Below are 19892 nucleotides of genomic sequence, written 5' to 3' on the forward strand. Positions count from 1 at the left end.
TCCGCTGGGAGATCGGTAATCGACGCCCTCACCGCTCAGGGCGCGAGACGGCGCGCGGCGACCAGGCCCTCGCTCGTCGCGCGCACGGCATCCACCCGACTCGCGTCGCGCGCTCCGCCGACCACCTCGAAGCGGATGCCCCGCTCGGCCAACTCGCGTCCGAGCGGGTCATGCGCTTCCTGCCCCGCGCACACCACGACGGCATCCGCCGGCAGGAGCTCCACCTGGCCCCCCACGCGCGCGATCTCCACACCCTCCGGCGTGATGCGTCGGTACGTCAGCTCGTTGATCATGCGCACGCCCGCGTCCCGCAGCGCGCCGAGCACGACCCAGCGCGCCGTGATGCCGACTCCCTGGCCGAACTTGCCGGACCGGCGAAGGATCGTGACGTCCGATCCCGGGCGCGCGAGTCGGGACGCGGCCGCCGTCGCATCGCCCGGAGCCGTCGGGTCGCCCGGACGATTCGCCCAGTTGCCGCGCTTCGCCTCGAGCACGTCGGCGGGCCACGGAAGGCCGAAGCGCGGGGCGAACCCCGAGGCCCGCACCCGGGCATCCGCCGGCTCGACGAGCATGGTGGCGACATCGACGCCGATGCCTCCGCCGCCGACGATCACGACCTTGCCGGCCGGCACACCGTGCTGGATGGCGCGCTCGTAGTCGAGCACGTGCGGCAGCTCGGCTCCGGGGATGTCGACGACACGCGGTCGCACGCCCGTGGCGAGCACGACCCCGTCGAAGCCCGCCAGATCGTCGGCGGTCGCCGCCGCACCGAGCTCGAGCCTCGCACCGAGCCGGCTCAGCTCTTCGGATGCCGCGCGCGGCGTGGCCGCGTAGTCCTCCTTGCCCGGGATGCGCGCGGCGAGGGCGAACTGCCCGCCGAGGGCGTCGGCCGCCTCGAACAGTGTGACGTCGTGCCCGCGCCGCGCGAGGTCCAGGGCGGATGCCATTCCCGCCGGTCCACCTCCGACGACCGCGATGCGCGCACGCGATCGAGCCGCGACCAGTGGGAACTGCGACTCGCGTCCGGCGCGCGGGTTCACCAGGCACGAGACGGGCTCGAAGACGAGTGAGCGGTCGATGCACGCCTGATCGCAGCCGATGCACGTGTTCACCAGGGAGAAGGCACCACCCCGCGATCGTTGGATGAGCTGCGGGTCGGCGAGGAACGGCCGTGCCAGTGCGATCGCGTCCACCGTACCGCGTTGCAACACCGTCTCCGCGTCGCGCAGGTCTGTGAAGCGGTTGCTCGCGATCACGGCGGCGTGTTCGCCGGCCTCGCGCAGCGCCGACACGATGCCCTCGGCCGCGGAGAGCCAGGCGCCGTGCGGAACGGCTGCCTGCACCGTCGGCACCCGGGATTCGTGCCACCCGATGCCCACGCTGATGGCGTCGGCACCGATGGTGGCCAGGCGCACCGCGAGCCGCGCGTAGTCGTGCGGCGCCGGAGCTTGGGGCATGAGGTCATCGCCCGAGATGCGCACCGTGACGGGGAGGTCGCCCACGGCGACGCGCACGGCACGCAGCGTCTCGATCGCGAAGCGCGAGCGGCGATCGCCGTCGCCGCCCCACTCGTCTTCGCGCAGGTTCGTCACCGGGGAACAGAACTGGTTGATCAGGTAGCCCTCGGATGCCATCACTTCGACGGCGTCGAAGCCCAGACGCTTCGCCGTCGCGGCCGCGGTGGCGAACTGCTCGATGACCTCCCACGCCTCGTCGCTTCCGAGCGCACGCGGCACCTCGCCGTGCGCAGCACGCCACGGCAGCGCCGAGGGCGCCACGGACCGCGCCGGGGCACCCACGTCGTCCACGAGCCCGTCGAGTACGGCGTAACGACCTGCATGGAAGAGCTGCGCGGCCACCGCACCCCCGGCCTCGTGTGCAGCGCCCACGGCGTACGCGAGGCGCTCCTGCGCTTGAGGATCGCTCAGCACCGCATAGTCGGGCCCGCCTCGCCCCTCCGGCGACACCGCCAGGCCTCCGGTGACGATCAGCGCGGCCCCGCCCTCGATGCGCTCGCGGTAGAACGCGGCGAGGCCCTCTCCCCCGTCGTCGCGCATCTCCAGGCCGGTGTGCATGCTGCCCACCACCACGCGGTGCGGCAGTCGCAGCGTGCCCAGCGACCACGGGGTGAAGGTGCGGGTCAGCGCGGAGGGATCGGCGGGCATCCGTCAGTCGCCGAAGACCGCGGCGCGCAACTCGCCGGAGGTGTCCGCCCAGTACGGCGGGGCCACGACGGTCAGCCCGCCGTCGACGGTGATGGTCTGACCGGTGATGTACCCGGCGTGGGCACCGAGCAGGAACTCGACGGCGGATGCCATGTCGTCCGCCGTTCCCGGACGTCCGAGCGGCACCTTCTCGATCACGGACTGCATGGGCGCCATTCCCGGCACCCGCTCGTAGAAGTACTCGAGCGAGTCGGTGTCGATCAGGCCGCCGTTCACCGCGTTCACGGTGATGTTGCGCGGACCGAATTCCGTCGCCATGAACTTGACGTACGACTCCACCGCCGCCTTCGCCGCACCCAGCGAAGCGTAGGTCGGGAACGCGCGCAGCGATCCGTAGCTCGTGACGGCGACGATGCGCCCACCATTCGTCATCAGGGCGGATGCCCGCTGTGCGCCGAGCACGAACGAGCGCACGTTCATGGCCCAGCTGCGGTCCAGGTGGTGCAGCTTGAGCGCCGAGACCGGCTTGAAGGCGCTCGCCGCCGCGTTGGCGACGAAACCGTCGAGTCGGCCGTACTCGGCCCGCACCTTCTCGAAGAGCGCGTCGATGTCGTCGGGCTCCTCGATGTCGGCCTGCACGGCCAGGCCGCCGCCACCCAGTTCGCGCGCCTCGCGCACCACGTCGTCGGCCAGCTCGGCGTTCTTCTTGTAGTTGACGACCACGTGCTCACCGCGCGATGCCAGCTTCAACGCCAGCACGCGGCCGATGCCGCGTGAGCTGCCGGTGATGAGCGTGACGCGCGGCCTCGCGGCCGTCTCGGCGGAGGCGGCGGATGTCGTCTCGGGTTCCGTCATGAGCGGATGTGCTCCTGTTCTCGTTCGTTCTTCGTTCGTGTTCGGCATGCGGTCCGGCATGCGGCTCCGGGCGGGGCTGTCTCAGACCTGGCCTGTCAGCACGGCGCGGCCGACGACCAGCTTCTGGATCTCGTTCGTGCCCTCCTCGAAGCGCTGCGCACGGGCATCCCGGTACACGCGTTCGATGGGGTTGCGCTTCCAGTAGCCCTGGCCGCCGTGAATCTGCAGCGCCTTGTCGGTCACCCGGGTGAGCATGTCGACGGCGACCATCTTGCTCGCGCTGGAGAGCACGCCCGCCTCCGGGTCGTCGTTCTCATACGCGCGCGCCGCCTCGAGCACGAGGGCCCTGGCGGCCCGGATGTCGGCGTAGTTCTCCGCGAGCAGGAACTGCACGGCCTGGCGCTGGGCGAGCTTCTTGCCGAACGTCTCGCGACGCTGCGCGTACTGCACGGCGAGCTCCTGCGCCCGCTCGGCGAGGCCCACGCAACTCATCGCCACCGAGACACGACTGGGCAGCAAGAAACCGCCCAGCATGACTTCGAGGCCCTGACCCTCTTCGCCGACACGGTTCGCCACCGGCACGGGCGTGTCGTGAAAACGCAGGATGGCGTGGTCGGTGCCGTGCACGCCCATCGTCTGCGAGTCGTCGACCACCTCGGCGCCGTCGAGGCCGGTGTTCGGCACCATCATGGCGACGATGCCGTCCTTGCCGGTCGAGCCCTCGAGGCGGGCGGCGAGCAGCCACCAGTCGCACTTCACGCCGAACGTGATGAGGTGCTTCTCGCCGTTCAGCAGGTACCTGTCGCCCTCGCGGCGCACGGTGGAGTGGATGTCCGCGCCGGTTCCGCCCGTCGCCTCCGTGAGCGTGAACGCGACCAGCTTCTCGCCCTTCACCGATGGCACGACGAACTTCTCGCGCTGCTCATCGGTCATGTACGGGTCCATCGCGCGCCACGTGCCGTTGATGACGTGCACGAGCATGCGGATGGACGCGTGCGAGCGGGAGACGATCTCCATCAGCTCCAGGTACTGCGCGAATGGGATGCCGCGCCCGCCGAGCCGCTGCGGCGCCGCCAGCGAGAGATAGCCGCGGTCGCGGAGCTCGGCGAACAGTTCCGGCGGAACCTCGCCGGTCGCCTCGATGCGCTCGGCGTACTGCTCGCCGGGGCCCGTGACCCACTGCGTGATCTCGCGCTTCAGTGCGGCGTACTCGTCGGCGTCCTCACGGGTGCCGGCATCCTGGCTCATGCGTTCTCCTTCCGCTGCGCGTTCTCCGTGGCCACCAGCACGGCGGCCCGCTCGCGCAGCACGTTCTTCTGGATCTTGCCCACCGCGTTGCGCGGCAGCTCGTCGATCAGTTCGACCCGCTCCGGCCAGTAGTACTTCGAGGTGCCGTGGCGTCGCAGATAATCCTGCACCTCCGCCAGTGCCAGGGGCGAACCCTGCGCCGCCGGCACCACGAAAGCGCACGCGCGTTCGCCGAGCCGAGGGTCGGGCATCGCGACGATCGCGACGTCGGTGACCTTCGGGTGCTGGTAGAGCAGATTCTCGATCTCGACGACCGGGATCTTCTCGCCGCCACGATTGATCACGTCCTTCACCCGTCCGGTGATGTGCAGGTAACCCGCCTCGTCGAGACGGGCGAGGTCGCCGGTGCGATACCAGCCGTCGTCGGTGAACACGTCTGCGGTGAGGTCGGGGCGCTGCAGGTAGCCGTCGAAGACGGTCGGCGAGCGCAGCTCGTAGTTGCCCTCCACGCCGGCGGCCACGCGCTCGCCGTTGTCGTCGACGATACGGATGTCCACGCCGAACAACGCGCGCCCGTCGCTGCCCCAGGCATCCTCGGGCTTGTCGTCCGTTCCCGCGAGCGTGCCGAGGCACGTCTCCGTGGTGCCGAACGCGCCGAGTACCCGCGTGCCCAGCACCTCGGTGGCACGCTGCGAGAGCGCGCGCGGCACGGCGGCGCCGGTGGCCACGAAGATGCGCAGGCTCTCCGGTTTCGCCTCACCTCCCTCGACCAGGGAGAGCAAGTCGGAGAGGAACGGGGTCGCCGCCTGCACGAACGTGGCCCTGCCCTCGCCGAACGCCCGCTCGAGCGCCACGCGCCCGTCCCAGATCGGCTGGATGACCACGGCGACGCCGAGCCGCCAGGCGAGCAGCATGCCGTAGAGGAATCCGGTCTGGTGAGCGAGCGGCGACGGCACGTAGATGCGATCGTCGTGCGTGAGGCCGAGGTGGCGCACCTCCATGGCAGTGGCCAGCCCCAGGCTGCGATAGGTGTGACGCACACCCTTCGGCTCCCCTGTGGTGCCGGAGGTGAACAGCAGCTGGCAGTAGTCGTCGAGCGTGGGGGCGGCCTGCGCGATGGCATCCGTGTCCACGTCCACGGCAGCGAGCGCGGCGTCGTAGTAGCGCCAGTTCCAGTCCGTGGTGCGGGCGTCCGCCACCGCGTCGGAGGGGATGGGCGGGATCTCCACCGACGAGTCCGCACCACGCCGATTCTCGCTGCGCAGAACGATCACGTGCTCGACCGCGAGCTCTCGGCCCTGCGACTCCGCTTCGCCGATGGCGGCGAGCAGTTCGACGACGGGCTGCCGACCGCGGAAGTAGTTCGGCAGGAACAGCACCCGGGCGCGGGACCGCGCCAGCGTCATCGCCGTCTCGCGGGGACCGAACACCGGCATGATCGGCGTCACGACACCGCCGACGCGCATGATGCCGAGCGCGATGGCGACGAATTCGCTCCAGTTCGGCAGCTGCACCGCCACCGCCTCTCCGCGCCGCACGCCGGCCTCCAGCAGCAGCGCGGCGACTCGATCGGCCTCCTCGTCGAGCTCGCGCCAGGTGAGCGAACTCAGCGCGTGGCCGTCGGCCTCCAGCACCGCCGGCGCGTCGGGTTCCGCCGCCGCGGTCTGCGCGACGGCCTCGGTCAGCTGCAGCGGCTCGGCGGTCCCGGCGAGCGACGATGCGACATCTTCGGCCGAGGTCGCGACGGCCTCGTCCTCGTGGTCGTCGCGCTCGTCGTCGGCGGGCGGAGTGCCGATGTCCATGTGAAGTCCGATGCCGTTCATCTCGTCGAGGAAGGTGGGATAGGAGATGCGATAGGCGCGCGGATATGTCAGCGTCGACTCGCCGTCGGCCCGGGACGCCGCGACCGCCAGCGCCATCAGGACGCGATGGTCGTTGAACGACGACATGGCCGCCCCGCTCAACGAACGCACACCCGTGATGCGCAGCTCGTCAGGACTCTGCTCGAGTCGCCCGCCCATGCGGTTCAGCTGCAGCATGGCCGCCACGCGGTCGGACTCTTTGAGCCGGATGTGGCGCACGTTGTGCAGCCGCGACGTTCCGTCGGCGAACGCCGCCATGGAGGAGAGCACGGGTAGCAGGTCGGGGATCGGGCCGCAGTCGACGTCGATCGGACGCAGGTCGAGACCGTCGTGGGCGATGCGCACGAAGCCGGTGTCGGCATCCAGGGTCATCGGCACGCCCATCTCGGCGGCCAGGTCGAGGAACTCGGCCTCGGGATGATCCGTCTCGGCCGCGCGCGTCGCCGAGAGTCCCCGAAGCAGCACATCGCCCGGATGCAGCGCCGCGGCCGCGATGCCGAAGGCGGCGGAGCCGATGTCGGGCGGGATGCGGTAGTCGCACGGCGTCGCCGTCTGCTGCGCCGGGATGCGGTACGTGAGCCAGTCGTCGGAGACCTCGACGCGCAGGCCGAACATGCGCATCATGCGCACCGTCAGATCGACGTACGGCTGCTCGTTGAGACGCCCGCCCGTGACATGAATCGTGGTGTCGTTCTCGGCGAACGGAGCGAGGAGGAGCAGACCGCTCAGCCACTGCGAGAGGGTACCGGCGATCGACACATCGCCACCGGTCGGCGCGTGCGGCTGCACCGTGATCGGCGGGCAGTCGTGCGTGCTCTGCAACCGCACGCCCATCTGGGTCAGCGAGTCGAGCAGCGCCTTGATCGGCCGGCGCTGGAAGTACTTCATGCCGGTCAGTGTCATCGGCTTGTCGGCCAGCGAGGCGAGTCCGACCATGAAATAGAGGGTGGTGCCGCTGGATCCGACGTTGAGCACGCCGTCGGGCCCGCTCGAGCCGCGCTCGACGACGTCCGAAGCCCGGTAACGGCCACCGTGCACGACGTAGGCGTCACCGTCCACGTCGATGCGCGTGCCCAGGGCACGCAGCACGCCCACCGTCCACTCGACCTGCCGAGTGGACGACAGCCCCCGGATCACGCTCGTGCCCTCCGCCAGCGATGCCAGCACGAGGGCGCGGTGCGCGTGATACTTCGAGACCGGGATGTCGAGCTCGTTGACGAGCCGATCACGGGTTCCTTGGACCATCAGTCGCATATATGCCTCTTCGCGTTCCTTCTCCGCCACGTCCGTCCCGACGGGACGCACACGAGACGTCGCCGGAAACAGCCATGGCACCTGTGCCTTGCCAAGGGGTCGCGACACGGAACACGTCGTCGACGAGCACCGTTTCCCGACCTCGGCGAACGTTAGGCTAGCCCCCGAGTCCCGAGTCGGGAAACCGTTCGCGTCGGCCAGGCGTGGAATGCCCCGGAGGTATGGGCTCGCCGACCACGCGAGAGGGGCGGCGCATGCGGATCGAGTTCACCCGGTCGGAGCGTTCCACCGTGGGCATCGAGTGGGAGATCGCACTCGTCGACCGCGACACCGGCGACCTGGTGCAGAGCGCCGACGAGGTTCTGCACGCGCTGGAACCGGCTGACGGCGGCGAGCAGTCGCAGATCACCCACGAGCTGCTGCGCAACACCATCGAGTTGATCAGCAGCGTGCACCACAGCGTTCCCCATGCCGTCGCCGAGTTGCAGGGACTGATCGAGTCCGTGCGCGAGGTCACCGACGACCTGGGCATCGAACTGATGTGCGCCGGAACGCATCCGTTCGCGCAGTGGTTCGACCAGAAGCCGACCCCGTCGGAACGCTACGAGCATCTGCTCGAGCGCACGCAGTGGTGGGGGCGCCAGATGCTGATCTGGGGCGTGCACGTGCACGTCGGCATCGAGCAGCGCGACAAGGTGCTGCCCATCGTGAACGGGCTGCTCACGTACCTTCCGCACCTGCAGGCGCTGAGCGCCTCGAGCCCGTTCTGGGGCGGTGTCGCCACGGGGTACGCGTCGAATCGCGCGCTGATGTTCCAGCAGCTTCCGACAGCCGGCCTGCCGTGGCAACTGGAGCACTGGAGCGACTACGAGCGCTACGTCGACGATCTCGTGAAGACGCAGGTAATCCGCGACTACACGGAGGTCCGCTGGGACATCCGCCCGTCAGCCCACTGGGGAACCGTGGAGATGCGCGCATGCGACGGCGTCTCCACCGTGACGGAACTCGGGGCGCTGGCCGCGATCATCCATTGCCTGACGGAACGGATGTCCGCCCAGCTCGACGGTGGAGAGCCGCCTCTCGTGCTCCCGCCGTGGTTCGTGCGCGAGAACAAGTGGCGTGCGGCCCGGTACGGCATCGACGCGGACATCATTCTCGACCCCGGCGGCGCACAGGGACCGGTGGCCGACGGACTGCGCTCACTCGTGACGGAACTCGCACCGACGGCCGAGCGCCTCGGATGCTCCGCCGAGCTCGCCGATGTCGAGCGCATTCTGCGCACGGGCGTCAGCTACCAGCGGCAGCTCGCGGTGGCCGAGGCCAACGGTGGCAGTCTTCCCGCCGTGGTGTCGTCGCTGACGACGGAACTGCGAACCGGATTGAAGTAGAGGCCGCTCGAGCAGGGCCTCAGCCGCGGCCGAACAGCTTCTGCACCGCCGCGAGCTCATCGCCGCTCGGAGCATTCTGGCCGCCGATGCCGAAACCGGAACCTCCCGCGTCGCCGCCGGCGGACGCGGCATTGGTTCCCGCCGCGATGGCGGCATTCTCCGCGGCGCGCTTCGCCGGGTTGCCCGAGCGCGACGACTTGCCCTTCTTCTTCTGCTGCTTGCGACCGCCATAGCTCGCACCCGGCACCGGACCCATCCCAGGAACGTTCGGCACGCCGCCCTTGGCGACGGTCTTCATCACCTTGGACGCCTGCTCGAACCGCTGCACGAGCTGGTTCACATCGGTCACGGTCATGCCGGAGCCCTTGGCGATGCGCAGTCGCCGCGAGCCGTTCAGCAGCTTCGGGTTGTGCCGTTCCGACGGCGTCATCGACTGGATGATCGCCTCGGTGCGCACGATCTCCTTCTCGTCGAACTGGTCGAGCTGCTGCCGCATCTGCCCCGCGCCGGGCAGCATGCCGATCATCTTCTTGATCGAGCCCATGTTGCGCAGCTGCTGCATCTGCTTGAGAAAGTCGTCGAGCGTGAAGCTGTCGGTCGCGAACTTCTCCGCGACCTTGCGCGCCTCCTCCTCGTCGAAGGCCTGCTGCGCCTGCTCGATGAGGGTGAGAACGTCGCCGAGGTCCAGGATGCGGCTGGCCATGCGGTCGGGGTGGAACGGCTCGAAGTCGTCGAGGCCCTCGCCGGTGGACGCGAAGATGATGGGGCGTCCGGTGATCGACGCGATCGAGAGCGCGGCGCCGCCGCGCGCGTCGCCGTCCAGCTTGGTGAGCACGACGCCGGTGAAATCGACGCCCTCCTGGAAGGCCTTGGCCGTGTTGACGGCGTCCTGACCGATCATCGCGTCGATGACGAACAACACCTCGTCGGGGTTCGTCGCCTTGCGGATGTCGGATGCCTGCTTCATCAGTTCCGCGTCGATGCCCAGACGTCCCGCGGTGTCGATGACCACGACGTCGTGCTGCTGACGTTCGGCCTGTTTGACGGCATCCTTCGCCACACGGACGGGGTCGCCGACGCCGTTGCCCGGCTCGGGCGCGAAGACCGGGACTCCGGCCTGCTCGCCCACGACCTGCAGCTGCGTGACGGCGTTCGGGCGCTGGAGGTCGGCGGCTACCAGCATGGGCGTGTGGCCGTCCTTCTTCAGCCACTTCGCGAGCTTGCCCGCGAGCGTCGTCTTACCGGCGCCCTGGAGGCCGGCGAGCATGATCACCGTCGGCGGGTTCTTCGCGAACTCGAGGCGGCGCTGCTGGCCGCCGAGAATGCCGATGAGCTCCTCGTTGACGATCTGCACGACCTGCTGGGCGGGATTGAGCGCCTGATTGACCTCGTCGCTGAGGGCTCGCTCGCGCACTGTCGCAGTGAACTGCTTGACGACGTCGAGTGAGACGTCGGCGTCGAGCAGGGCGCGACGGATCTCGCGCACGGTGCCGTCGACATCCGATGCCGAAAGCTTGCCCTTGGTGCGGAGGTTCTTGAAGGTCTCGGTGAGCCGATCGGAGAGTGTGCCGAAGGTAGCCATGGTGGTGTCAATGGTACTGGAGCGCACCGACCGCTCCCCGACCGGCGAGGAGGCTACTCGCCGTCGTCGACCGCCATCACGTCTCCGCGATCGTCGAAGCTCACCTGCAGCACCGCATCCGACTCGTCGGGATCGATCGAATAGGTGAACACGGCGAACGCTTCGTCGTCACCCGTGTTGTCGGGACGCAACGTGACGCGCAGAAGCTGCAGCGAGCGCAGCACGTCCATGGCGATGTCGCCGGAGTTGTGCACGAGCAGATCGATCAGCGACTCGCCCATGTCGTCGACACGCTGGTCGATGTAAGACGTCGTGACCGACTCGCGCTGGCTCAGGTCGGCGATCAGAGCGTCGCGGGCGCGGGCATCCAGGCCTTCCAGCGCATGGATGACCGCAGCAGCCGAGTCCAAGCCCGTCGCCGAGACGCCGCCCGCGTCGGGCGCGGTCAGCACCACCTCGACGGGCTGCTCGGCCACCTCGATCGTCTCGGACCAGTACAGACCGCCGGCCGAATCCTCCTCGACGACGCCGAAGTAGTCGTGCTCGATCGACATCGCGCTCAGCCCACCAGCTGCTGGGCGAACACGTGCGGCGTGAATCCGGTGAGGTCGCCGATCCCCTCGCCCTGGCCCACGAGCTTGATCGGCAGGCCGGTGCGCTCCTGCACGGCCAGCACGAAGCCGCCCTTCGCGGAGCCGTCGAGCTTGGTCAACACGAGCCCGGTGACGCCGGCGTGCTCGATGAACGCCTGCGCCTGCGCGAGACCGTTCTGACCCGTCGTCGCGTCGAGCACGAGCAACACCTCGGCGATCGGCGCCTGCTTCTCGACGACGCGCTTGATCTTCGACAGCTCGTCCATCAGGCCGCCCTTGGTGTGCAGCCGGCCGGCGGTGTCGACGATCACGATCTCGGTCCCATGGCTCTTCGCGAACTCGATGGTCTGGAACGCGACGGATGCCGGATCTTGCCGCTCCTGCTGCGGCCGCACGATCTGCGCATCGGCGCGCTGCGCCCACGTGGCCAGCTGCTCGACGGCGGCGGCACGGAACGTGTCGGCGGCGCCGACGACGACGGAGCGGTCGTAGTTGCGCAGGAACTTCGCGAACTTGCCGATGGTGGTGGTCTTTCCCACGCCGTTCACCCCGACGACGAGCACCACGGCAGGGCGCTCGGAAAGGTGCAGGGTGGGATCGAAGCGGGCGAGACGTTCTTCGAGGGTCTCGCGAAGCATCCGCTGCAGGTCGGCTGGATCGGTCGTGCGGTAGCGGTCGACCTTCTCGTGCAGCTCCTCGACGATCTCGTCGGTGACCGCCGGGCCGAAGTCGGCGGTGATGAGCGCCGTCTCGAGGTCGTCCCACGTCTCGTCGTCGATCGTCGGCTTCGCGAACATGCCGCGGAGGGCGCCCTTCAGCGACCAGGAGCGTTCTGCCATGCCTTCAGGCTAGCGGGCGCTGCACTCTCAGGACGCGAGCTCCGCGTGCTGTGCCGTGTCACGCTGCGCGTCGGTCCGGCGGCTGGACCCGCGCTCCTCGACCCGCTGGCCGACGACCGCCGAGACGCCGTCCTGCCGCATCGAGACGCCGTACAACGCGTCGGCGATCTCCATGGTGCGCTTCTGGTGCGTGATCACGATGAGCTGACTGTCGGCGCGCAGCTCCTCGAACGTGGTCAGCAGGCGGCCGAGGTTGGCGTCGTCGAGCGCGGCTTCCACCTCATCCATGATGTAGAACGGGCTCGGTCGCGCCTTGAAGATCGCCATCAGGAACGCGACCGCCGCCAGCGACCGCTCGCCGCCGGAGAGCAGCGAGAGTCGCTCGATCTTCTTGCCCGCCGGGCGGACGGACACCTCGACGCCGGTGCCGAGCAGGTCATCCGGGTCGGTGAGACGGATGCTGCCGCTCCCGCCCGGGAAGAGCACCGGGAAGACGTCGGCGAACGCCTGCTTGGTGTCTTCGAACGCCTCCGAGAAGATGCCCTGCATGCGCTCGTCGATGTCGGCGATGATCGTCAGCAGGTCCTTGCGCGTGTTGGTCAGATCGCTCAGCTGCTCCGTGAGGAACTTGTGCCGCTGCTCGAGCGCCGCGAACTCCTCCAACGCGAGCGGGTTCACGCGGCCGAGGCGCGCGAGCTTGCGCTCCGCGTCCTGCAACCGCTTCTCCTGCTCGGCCCTCACGAACGGCCTCTCCTCACCGTCCTCGGACTCCGCGGAACCGTCCACCGGAATGCCCACCCCGGGACCGTACTCGGCGACCAGCACGTCTTCGACCAGGCCGAGTTCGCTTCCGGCGCGCTCCAAGAGGGAGGAGAGGTGCAGCTTCTTCTCGTAGATCTGCAGCTCGAGGCCGTGCACGCTCTCGCTCACCGCCTGCAGCCGGTCGCGCAGGGCTGCCTCGTCCCGGCGCAGCGCGAGGAGCTCTTCGTTCTGCCCCGCTCGTGCCGCCTCCGCCGCGGCGAGTTCCGTGCGCGCCTGACTCACCGACCTGTCGACGGAGTCGAGCACGCGGGGAAGCAGGCCGATCACGCCCTCCGCCGCGGCCACCTGGTGCCGGCGCACGACCTCCCGCCGCGCCGACTCGGCCGCCGCCGCACGCTCCTGTTCGAGGCGCCTGCTGAGGGATGCGGTGCGCGCCTCCTCCGCACGCACGCGCTCGCGCGCCGTCTCGGCGGCAAGCCGGGCCTGCACTTCGGCCTCGCGACAGGCCTCGAGCTCGGCCGAGACGACGTCCCGTTCGCTCACATCGAGGATGGGCCGTGGCCTCGATGCGTGGGTCTCATGTGCGCGCTTGGCCGCCGTGGCGACCTTCTCCGCTTCGGCGGCCTTCGCTTCCGACTCGGCGATACCGCGCGCGATGCGCTCCGCCTCCGCGTTCGCGCCCTCCAGCTGCGCCGTCAGGCGGCTCGACTTCTCGGCCTGCTCGGCCAGCTGGGCGTCGTACGCGCGCAGCTGCGTCAGAGCCGCGGAGGATGCCTGTTTCGCCGCCTGCAGCGCCTCACGCTGACCGTCGTGCTCGTCTTTCGCCGTCGCGATGGCGGACTCGAGCTCCGTCAGCCGCGACGCGGCTGCGTCGCGTTCCGCGAGCAGTTCGATGCGACCGGCGCCCTGGCCCGACCCGCCCTTCAGCGTGTGAGCGGAGAGCACCTCACCGGTGCGGGTGACGAGCACGGTGGCCGCGTCGGAGACGTCGTCCCACGCGGTGCGCGCGTCGTCCAGGCTCTCGACGACGATCACGTGGCGCAGCAGGGCCCGGATGCTCGCGGTGCCGGCCAGCAGCAGGTCCGTCGCGGCGCGGGCGCCCGCCGGCACGACGGCAGCGGGCGACGAGTCGTGCGGCGCCGCGTCGTCGTCGACCACCAACTCGATGGAGCCGAGGTCCTCGGCGGAGGCGAATCGCGCCGCGTCGACCGCCGCGTCACGGCTTGCCACCATGACCGCGTCGGCGAGCGACCCGAGGGCGGCGGCGATAGCGGCCTCGTAGCCGGGCTCCACCTTGACGGTGTCGGCGACGCGGCCCTTGACGCCGGCGCGGTCGGCCGTGATGAGCGCGGCGGATCCGTCCCGGGCCCCCAGCGCGCGGCCGAGGGCCTTCACCTGGCCGGAGAGCGCGTCGCGCTCGCGCTCGAGTGTGCGCAACTCGTCGCGCAGCCGTTCGATCTCGGCCTCGGCCTCGAAGACGGCGGCCTGTGCCAGTTCGTAGGCCTCGGCGAGCTCGCCTTGGGCATCCGGTCCGAGCGGCGAGTCGCCTTCGCTGTCGGTCAGCGCCTCCTCGGCGGCCGCACGGCGCTGCTCGGCGGCCTCGAGCTGGTTGCGCTGGCGCAGCACCTCACCGCGCAGGGCGGCGAGTCGCTGCGCGGCGGCGTCCGCCTGTCCGGCGAGCTTCGTCAGTTCGAGGTCGTGCTGCGACACGAGCGCGCTCTGGGCGGCGATCTGCTCGTCGATGGAGTCCAGGTGCGCGCGGGCGGCACGCGTGGCGGTCTGCGCGGCCGTCACCGCGGCATCCGCCTCGCCAACACCGTCCCGCAGCAGCGCCGCTTCGGCCTTCGACGCCTCGATCATGTCGGGCGTCACCGTGCGGGCGGACTCGCCGAGTTCGGCCTGCGAACCGAGCAACGCGAGGCGCTGATTCGCCAGGGTGAAAAGCGAGCGCAGCCGTTCCTGCACCGACTCGAGCCCGAACGCGGTGCGGCGCGCGGCATCCACCGCGTCGCCCACCTGTTCCTGTTCGATGCGGGCGATGCGCAGCTGCTTCTGCTCCAGTTGCTCCTGCAGCACGATGCGCTCGCTGTGCCGCTGGGACTCGTCACGGGAGTAGTCGTCGAGGCTTGCGCGCAGGCCGACGACCTCGTCGGCGAGGAGGCGGGCACGCGCATCCCGCACGACCGCCGCGATGGTCTGCGCCTCGCGTGCGACCTCGGCCTGGGCGCCGAGCGGCTTCAACTGGCGCCGGATCTCGCCGGCCAGATCGCTCAGGCGCGTGAGGTTCGTCTGCATCGCTTCGAGCTTGCGGAGCGTCTTCTCCTTGCGGCGGCGATGCTTGAGGATGCCCGCGGCCTCCTCGATGAACCCGCGGCGGTCATCCGGGCTCGCGTGCAGGACGGCGTCCAGCTGCCCTTGCCCGACGATGACGTGCATCTCCCGGCCGAGGCCGGAGTCGCTGAGCAGCTCCTGCACGTCGAGCAGACGGCACTGTTTGCCGTTGATGGCATACTCGCTGCCACCGTTGCGGAACAGCGTGCGACTGATCGTGACCTCGGAGTATTCGATCGGCAGGGCGCCGTCGGAGTTGTCGATCGTGAGCGTCACCTCGGCGCGGCCGAGCGGTCCGCGGGTGGACGTGCCGGCGAAGATGACGTCCTCCATCTTGCCGCCGCGCAGCGTCTTGACGCCCTGCTCCCCCATCACCCAGGCCAGCGCGTCGACGACATTGGACTTGCCTGACCCGTTCGGACCGACGATGCAGGTCACGCCGGGTTCGAAGGCGAACGTGGTCGGCTGAGCGAAGGACTTGAATCCCTTGAGCGTCAAGCTCTTCAGATGCAAGCGGCGCCCCCTCGTTCCATGCCGTCCTCGTCGTACCGTCTTCGTTGCGGTCGGCGCCGGGTCGACGGCGCCTGAGACGGTCTCTACGGTACCCGAGAGCGGACGGGCTTCCCGGCAGCCTCCCGAGCGTTCCGCGATACCGGTCGGCTGCCGATTGCGTGTCCCGGCAAGACGGGCATGCGCTCGCGAGGATGCTCTGCCTAGGCTGATCACGACGTGGCCGATCTCGACGAGAGGGGTTCTCGTGCGCGTGACGATCGAGCGCGTCGTCGTTCCGGAGACGATGGATGCCGACACCTCGGGTGACTTCGCCGGTTTCGTCGACGTCGGCAACGACTGCGCGCTGCACCTGTGGGGCGACGACGACTTCGTCTCCGCCCCGGAGGACGAGCTCGCGTGGTTCCGTTCCAGCCCGTTCCGGCTTCGCCTGCTCTATCTCGCCCGGCTCGAGGGCGAACCGGCGGGCCGACTGCTCGTCACGGTGCCGCTGGAGGAGGACGCGACGACGGCCGAGGTGGAGGTGCACGTGATCCCGGCCGCGCGCCGACACGGCATCGGGGCGGCCCTGCTGCGGCAGGGCGAGGAGCTGGTGGCCGACGCCGGACGCGTCGACATCGCGACGTTCACGCAGCACGTGCTCTCGGGCATCCCGAGCGGCACGGCCGATTCTGTGCCGCCGAGCGCTCAGCATCTGCCGGACGATGCGGATGCGCGCTTCGCTCGGGCGCACGGGTTCCGGCTGGCGCAGGTCGAAGCGATGAGCCGTGCAGACATTCCGCTCTCCTCGGTCGTGCGCGAACGTCTGCACGCCGAGGTGGATGCTCATGCCTGCGGATACCGTCTCGTCACCTGGCAGCGGTGCCCCGACGACCTGATCGACTCGTTCGCCGCTGCCAGAGCACGCATGCTGGTGGATGCGCCGCACAAGGGCGTCCCGGTGGACACCGTGCGCTGGGACGCGGATCGCGTGCGCCGTGAGGAGCAGCGCTGGCGCGACGCAGGCCGGCCGCCCCTGGTCGCGGCGGCAGTGCAGGAGACCACGCGCGAGGTTGCGGCGTACACGATCGTGCTCGTGGCGCAGGGGTCGGCCACCGCCGAGCAGCGCGACACGTTGGTGCTCGCCGCGCACCGAGGGCATCGGCTCGGCCTGGCGGTGAAGCTCGCCAACGTGGAGGCGCTCGCCCGCATCGCTCCCCACACGCAGCACGTGCTCACCTGGAACGCCGTCGAGAACGAACCGATGCTCGCCATCAACCGCGAGCTCGGGTTCCGTCAGCGCGCGCTCAACGGGATCTGGCAGAAGAGCCTGGCCTGAGGACCGATCGACGCCGCGGGGCGGATGAGCCCTTCGTCGATGCACGTGTCTCGAGGGAACGGCGCTGGTCGGCGATCGTCGGTTTGTGGGCAGTGGTCGGCAGTCGGCGGTCGGTGGTCGTCGGACGGCGCCGGTGCGGCACCCGCCTTTGCACCCGGATCCCGTCACTATTTCAGGCCATCTCGGCTCAGACGGCAGATATATCGATCTGACCCGAGATGGCCTGAAATAGTGCACCGAAGACGTCGATGGACCGTGAGGGTGGGAGGATCCCGGCCCTGACCGGTTCGCGATCAGTCCTCACCGGTTCGCGATCAATCCTGACCGGGTCGCGATCAGCCCTGACCTGCCGCTGCAGGATTCGCAAGACTTTCGCGACCCACTGACGACCGGCGACCTCGCTATCGTGACGACATGGGGGCAACGACGATGCGTGCGGCGGTGATCGACGCACTCGGGCCGGCCGAGAGCATCCACATGGCGTCTCTGCCGGTTCCCGAGCCCGCCGCCGGCGAGGTGCGCGTGCGCGTCACGGCGACCACGGTGAACCACGTCGACACCTTCGTGCGCAGCGGCGCGTACCGCACGCCGATGACGTTCCCGTTCGTGGTGGGGCGTGACCTCGTCGGCACCGTGGATGCCATGGGCGACGACGTCAGCGCATTCCGCGTCGGCGAGAGCGTGTGGTGCAACAGCCTCGGCCACGGCGGACGTCAGGGCGCGGCGGCGGAGTTCGCGATCGTGCCGCAGGACCGGCTCTATCGGGTGCCGGACGGCGTCGACCCGATCGAGCTGGTCGCGCTCGTGCATCCGGCCGCGACCGCGTGGCTCGCGCTCGTGCGACACGGCGGCCTCGAAACGGGCGGCACCGCATTCGTCGGAGGCGGCGGCGGGAACGTCGGCTCCTGCGCCGTCGCGATAGCCCGCTCCCTCGGCGCCCGGGTGGTGACGAGCGCCGGCGCCCGCGACGTCGCCAGACTGCGCAGCCTCGGCGTGGAAGCGCTCGACTACCGGGACCCCGATCTCGATGAGGCGCTGGCCATGGCGCTGGCTCCCGCCGAACGAGCTCGGCCCGGCGAGGCATCCGTCGTGGCGCCCTCAGACGGTGCGGATGTCTGGCTCGACACGTCCGGAACGTTCCGCCTCGCGCAGGCGGTCCCGCTGCTGGCACAGGGCGGCCGCATCGTGCTCATCGCCGGGATGACGCGACACGACGAGTTCACGTTCGGCGATCTCTACACGCACGACCGCAGCATCACGGGCTTCGCGATCAGCAACGCGTCGGTCGACGACCTCGCTCGGGCGGCGACCGTGATCAACGGCCTCGTCGTCTCGCGCGCAGTGCCCGCACTGCCGATCGATCGACTCCCCCTCAGCGCCGCGAGCGCGGTGCACGCCGAGCTGGAGGCCGGCACCCGGCGTCGCCGTGCGGTGCTTCTCCCGTCTCTGGACGGCGTCAAGACCGCCGTGGCCTCCGCACCCGCTGACACCGCGGGCAGTAATGACTCGAGCGGTTCATGAACGTGGCGCGCACCATCGCAGTGCCGCAACGCGGACACGGCAGCCCCTGCCTGCCGTAGGCGTTCAGCGAGTGTGCGAAGTAGCCTCCCTGGCCGTTCACGTTGACGTACTGCGCGTCGAAGCTCGTGCCGCCCTCGACGAGCGCCTTCTGCAGCACCGCTCGCGCCTCGGCCAGCAGCTCGCGAGCCTTGCGGGCCGAGAGGGATGACGTGGGCTGGTCGAAGTGCACCCGCGCCGCCCACAGCGCTTCATCCGCGTAGATGTTCCCCACGCCGCTGATCAGCGTCTGATCCAGGAGGGCCCGCTTCACCGTGGTACGCCGGGCACGCAGCGACGCGAAGAAACGGTCGTCGTCGAATGCCGGATCGAGCGGATCCCGCGCGATGTGCGCCACCTGGCTCGGCACGCTCGCCAGGTCGACGCCGAATCCGCCGGCCGCGCCGTCCGGTGTCGTGACGAGCGCATCCACGGCGAGCGATCCGAAGGTGCGCTGGTCGACGAAGTGCACGGCGAGCTCTCCGTGCTCCGGATGCTCCACGGTCAACCGCACGCGCGCGTGAGGTTCCAGGGGTGCCCCCGGCTCCCGCAGGAGCACCTGACCGCTCATGCCGAGGTGCAGCAGGATCGCATCGCTCGACGCGCTCTCCGCCGGCCGAGACAGCACATCAGACGCCGCGCCCGGTACTGGCCCGGGGAGTGCACCGGCCGCCTTCTCGCGAGCACGGTCGGATGCCTCGAGCGGCACCCAGAGGAACTTTCCTCGGCGAGCCGCTCCGAGCATCCGTCTGCCTGTCAGGAGCGCCGCGAAGTCGCCGCGTGCCCTCTCGTGCCGGGTGAGCGCACGCTCGTCGAGCACCTCGACGCCGGTCAGCGTCGCGCCGGTGATGGCCGGAGCCAGTCCGGCACGCACCACCTCGACCTCGGGGAGCTCGGGCACGGCGGCGGTCAGCGGGAGGCCGCGCCGTCGCCGGCGGTGACCTCGGTCCAGGCGCGCAGCGCGGCCGCCATCTCGGCGTTCTTCTTGCTCGTGCCGTCGCCGGTGGCGGTGACGAGTCCCTGCACCGTGACCGTCGCGTGGAATGTCTTATTGTGGTCCGGCCCGCTGTCGGTCACCAGATACTGCGGAGCGGGGGCGCCGTGGTGCGCCGCCGCCTCCTGCAGGCTCGTCTTGGGGTCCAAGGCCGCGCCGAACCGGTGCGGGTCGTCGAGCAGCGGCTCGATCAGACGCAGCACGAGCGCGGTCGCGACGTCACCACCGGCATCCAGGTAGACGGCCCCGATGATCGCCTCGACGGTGTCGGCCAGAATGGACGACTTGTCGGCGCCGCCGCTCAGCGACTCTCCGCGGCCGAGCAGCACGAACTCGCCCAGTCCGATGCCCCGAGCCACCTCTGCAAGCGCCACGCTGCTGACGAGCGAGGCGCGCCGCTTGGCGAGGTCGCCCTCGTCGAGCAGGGGATGGTCCCGGTAGAGCTTCACCGTCACGGCCTGCCCGAGGATGGAGTCCCCCAGGAACTCGAGGCGTTCGTTGTGCGGGATGCCGCCGTGCTCGTAGGCGTAGGAGCGGTGCGTCAACGCCAGGGTGAGCAGATCGTCGTGCACGTGCACGCCGATGCGACGCTGCAGCTCGGCGACATCCGTGCCGGCAGCAGCACTCAGGCGCG

At 70.0% G+C, this 19892-nt stretch carries 13 protein-coding genes; 3 read left to right on the top strand and 10 right to left on the bottom strand.

Features of this window, described 5'->3' with window-relative positions; genetic code table 11:
- Positions 1 to 35: 35 nt before the first annotated feature.
- From H623_RS0104570 to aroA, 4 genes are all read right to left on the bottom strand, one after another.
- The gene (locus tag H623_RS0104570; RefSeq protein WP_022899768.1) at positions 36 to 2165 is read right to left on the bottom strand and encodes an FAD-dependent oxidoreductase; all 2130 of its coding nucleotides are present in this window, start codon (positions 2163 to 2165) and stop codon (positions 36 to 38) included.
- A gap of 3 nt (positions 2166 to 2168) precedes the next feature.
- Positions 2169 to 3020 (bottom strand): SDR family oxidoreductase, encoded by an 852-nt coding sequence (locus H623_RS0104575; RefSeq protein WP_022899769.1) that lies wholly within the window; start codon positions 3018 to 3020, stop codon positions 2169 to 2171.
- Positions 3021 to 3101: 81 nt separating this feature from the next.
- Positions 3102 to 4268: an acyl-CoA dehydrogenase family protein gene (locus tag H623_RS0104580; protein ID WP_022899770.1), complete on the bottom strand. Its 1167-nt coding sequence runs from the start codon at positions 4266 to 4268 to the stop codon at positions 3102 to 3104.
- Positions 4265 to 7375, bottom strand: a complete 3111-nt coding sequence (gene aroA, locus H623_RS0104585) for a 3-phosphoshikimate 1-carboxyvinyltransferase (RefSeq protein WP_211217964.1) — start codon at positions 7373 to 7375, stop codon at positions 4265 to 4267. Before aroA ends, H623_RS0104580 begins: the two co-directional genes overlap by 4 nt.
- 263 nt (positions 7376 to 7638) lie before the next feature.
- Between aroA and H623_RS0104590 the strand changes: the two genes are divergently transcribed.
- Entirely contained in the window at positions 7639 to 8772 is a 1134-nt protein-coding gene (locus tag H623_RS0104590) for a glutamate--cysteine ligase (RefSeq protein WP_026939913.1), read from the top strand.
- 19 nt (positions 8773 to 8791) lie between these two features.
- Here H623_RS0104590 and ffh read toward each other — a convergent pair whose 3' ends face one another.
- Genes ffh through smc form a run of 4 tightly spaced genes read right to left on the bottom strand, consistent with a single transcriptional unit; the run spans position 8792 to position 15392 of the window.
- Positions 8792 to 10354, bottom strand: coding sequence for a signal recognition particle protein (ffh, locus tag H623_RS0104595; RefSeq protein WP_022899773.1), 1563 nt, complete (start codon positions 10352 to 10354; stop codon positions 8792 to 8794).
- Positions 10355 to 10407: 53 nt separating this feature from the next.
- On the bottom strand, positions 10408 to 10908 hold the full coding sequence (locus H623_RS0104600) for a DUF2004 domain-containing protein (RefSeq protein WP_022899774.1): 501 nt from the start codon (positions 10906 to 10908) through the stop codon (positions 10408 to 10410).
- Positions 10909 to 10913: 5 nt separating this feature from the next.
- Positions 10914 to 11786 (bottom strand): signal recognition particle-docking protein FtsY, encoded by an 873-nt coding sequence (gene ftsY, locus H623_RS0104605; protein WP_022899775.1) that lies wholly within the window; start codon positions 11784 to 11786, stop codon positions 10914 to 10916.
- Between the two features lie 27 nt (positions 11787 to 11813).
- Complete coding sequence (smc, locus tag H623_RS17770) at positions 11814 to 15392, bottom strand: chromosome segregation protein SMC (protein ID WP_022899776.1); 3579 nt, start codon at positions 15390 to 15392, stop codon at positions 11814 to 11816.
- Positions 15393 to 15642: 250 nt separating this feature from the next.
- Here smc and H623_RS0104615 point away from each other — a divergent pair, with 250 nt between their 5' ends.
- Complete coding sequence (locus H623_RS0104615) at positions 15643 to 16707, top strand: GNAT family N-acetyltransferase (protein WP_169514889.1); 1065 nt, start codon at positions 15643 to 15645, stop codon at positions 16705 to 16707.
- Between the two features lie 414 nt (positions 16708 to 17121).
- Positions 17122 to 18228: an NADPH:quinone reductase gene (locus H623_RS17775; RefSeq protein WP_022899778.1), complete on the top strand. Its 1107-nt coding sequence runs from the start codon at positions 17122 to 17124 to the stop codon at positions 18226 to 18228.
- Here the strand turns inward: H623_RS17775 and mutM are convergent.
- Positions 18164 to 19165 carry a bifunctional DNA-formamidopyrimidine glycosylase/DNA-(apurinic or apyrimidinic site) lyase gene (mutM, locus tag H623_RS0104625; RefSeq protein WP_022899779.1) on the bottom strand — a complete coding sequence of 334 codons (1002 nt, stop codon included), beginning with the start codon at positions 19163 to 19165 and terminating at the stop codon, positions 18164 to 18166. The genes H623_RS17775 and mutM overlap by 65 nt on opposite strands.
- Positions 19166 to 19173: 8 nt before the next feature.
- The gene (gene rnc / locus H623_RS0104630; RefSeq protein ID WP_245558889.1) at positions 19174 to 19854 is read right to left on the bottom strand and encodes a ribonuclease III; all 681 of its coding nucleotides are present in this window, start codon (positions 19852 to 19854) and stop codon (positions 19174 to 19176) included.
- Positions 19855 to 19892: the final 38 nt, after the last annotated feature.

Origin of the sequence: Humibacter albus DSM 18994 (assembly GCF_000421825.1) — a bacterium.
Lineage (GTDB): Bacteria > Actinomycetota > Actinomycetes > Actinomycetales > Microbacteriaceae > Humibacter > Humibacter albus.

Coding starts and splice junctions, on each gene's coding strand:
- H623_RS0104570 (WP_022899768.1), bottom strand. CDS start 2,165: ATGCCCGCCGATCCCTCCGCGCTGACCCGCACCTTCACCCCGTGGTCG.
- H623_RS0104575 (WP_022899769.1), bottom strand. CDS start 3,020: ATGACGGAACCCGAGACGACATCCGCCGCCTCCGCCGAGACGGCCGCG.
- H623_RS0104580 (WP_022899770.1), bottom strand. CDS start 4,268: ATGAGCCAGGATGCCGGCACCCGTGAGGACGCCGACGAGTACGCCGCA.
- aroA (WP_211217964.1), bottom strand. CDS start 7,375: ATGGTCCAAGGAACCCGTGATCGGCTCGTCAACGAGCTCGACATCCCG.
- H623_RS0104590 (WP_026939913.1), top strand. CDS start 7,639: ATGCGGATCGAGTTCACCCGGTCGGAGCGTTCCACCGTGGGCATCGAG.
- ffh (WP_022899773.1), bottom strand. CDS start 10,354: ATGGCTACCTTCGGCACACTCTCCGATCGGCTCACCGAGACCTTCAAG.
- H623_RS0104600 (WP_022899774.1), bottom strand. CDS start 10,908: ATGTCGATCGAGCACGACTACTTCGGCGTCGTCGAGGAGGATTCGGCC.
- ftsY (WP_022899775.1), bottom strand. CDS start 11,786: ATGGCAGAACGCTCCTGGTCGCTGAAGGGCGCCCTCCGCGGCATGTTC.
- H623_RS17775 (WP_022899778.1), top strand. CDS start 17,122: ATGGGGGCAACGACGATGCGTGCGGCGGTGATCGACGCACTCGGGCCG.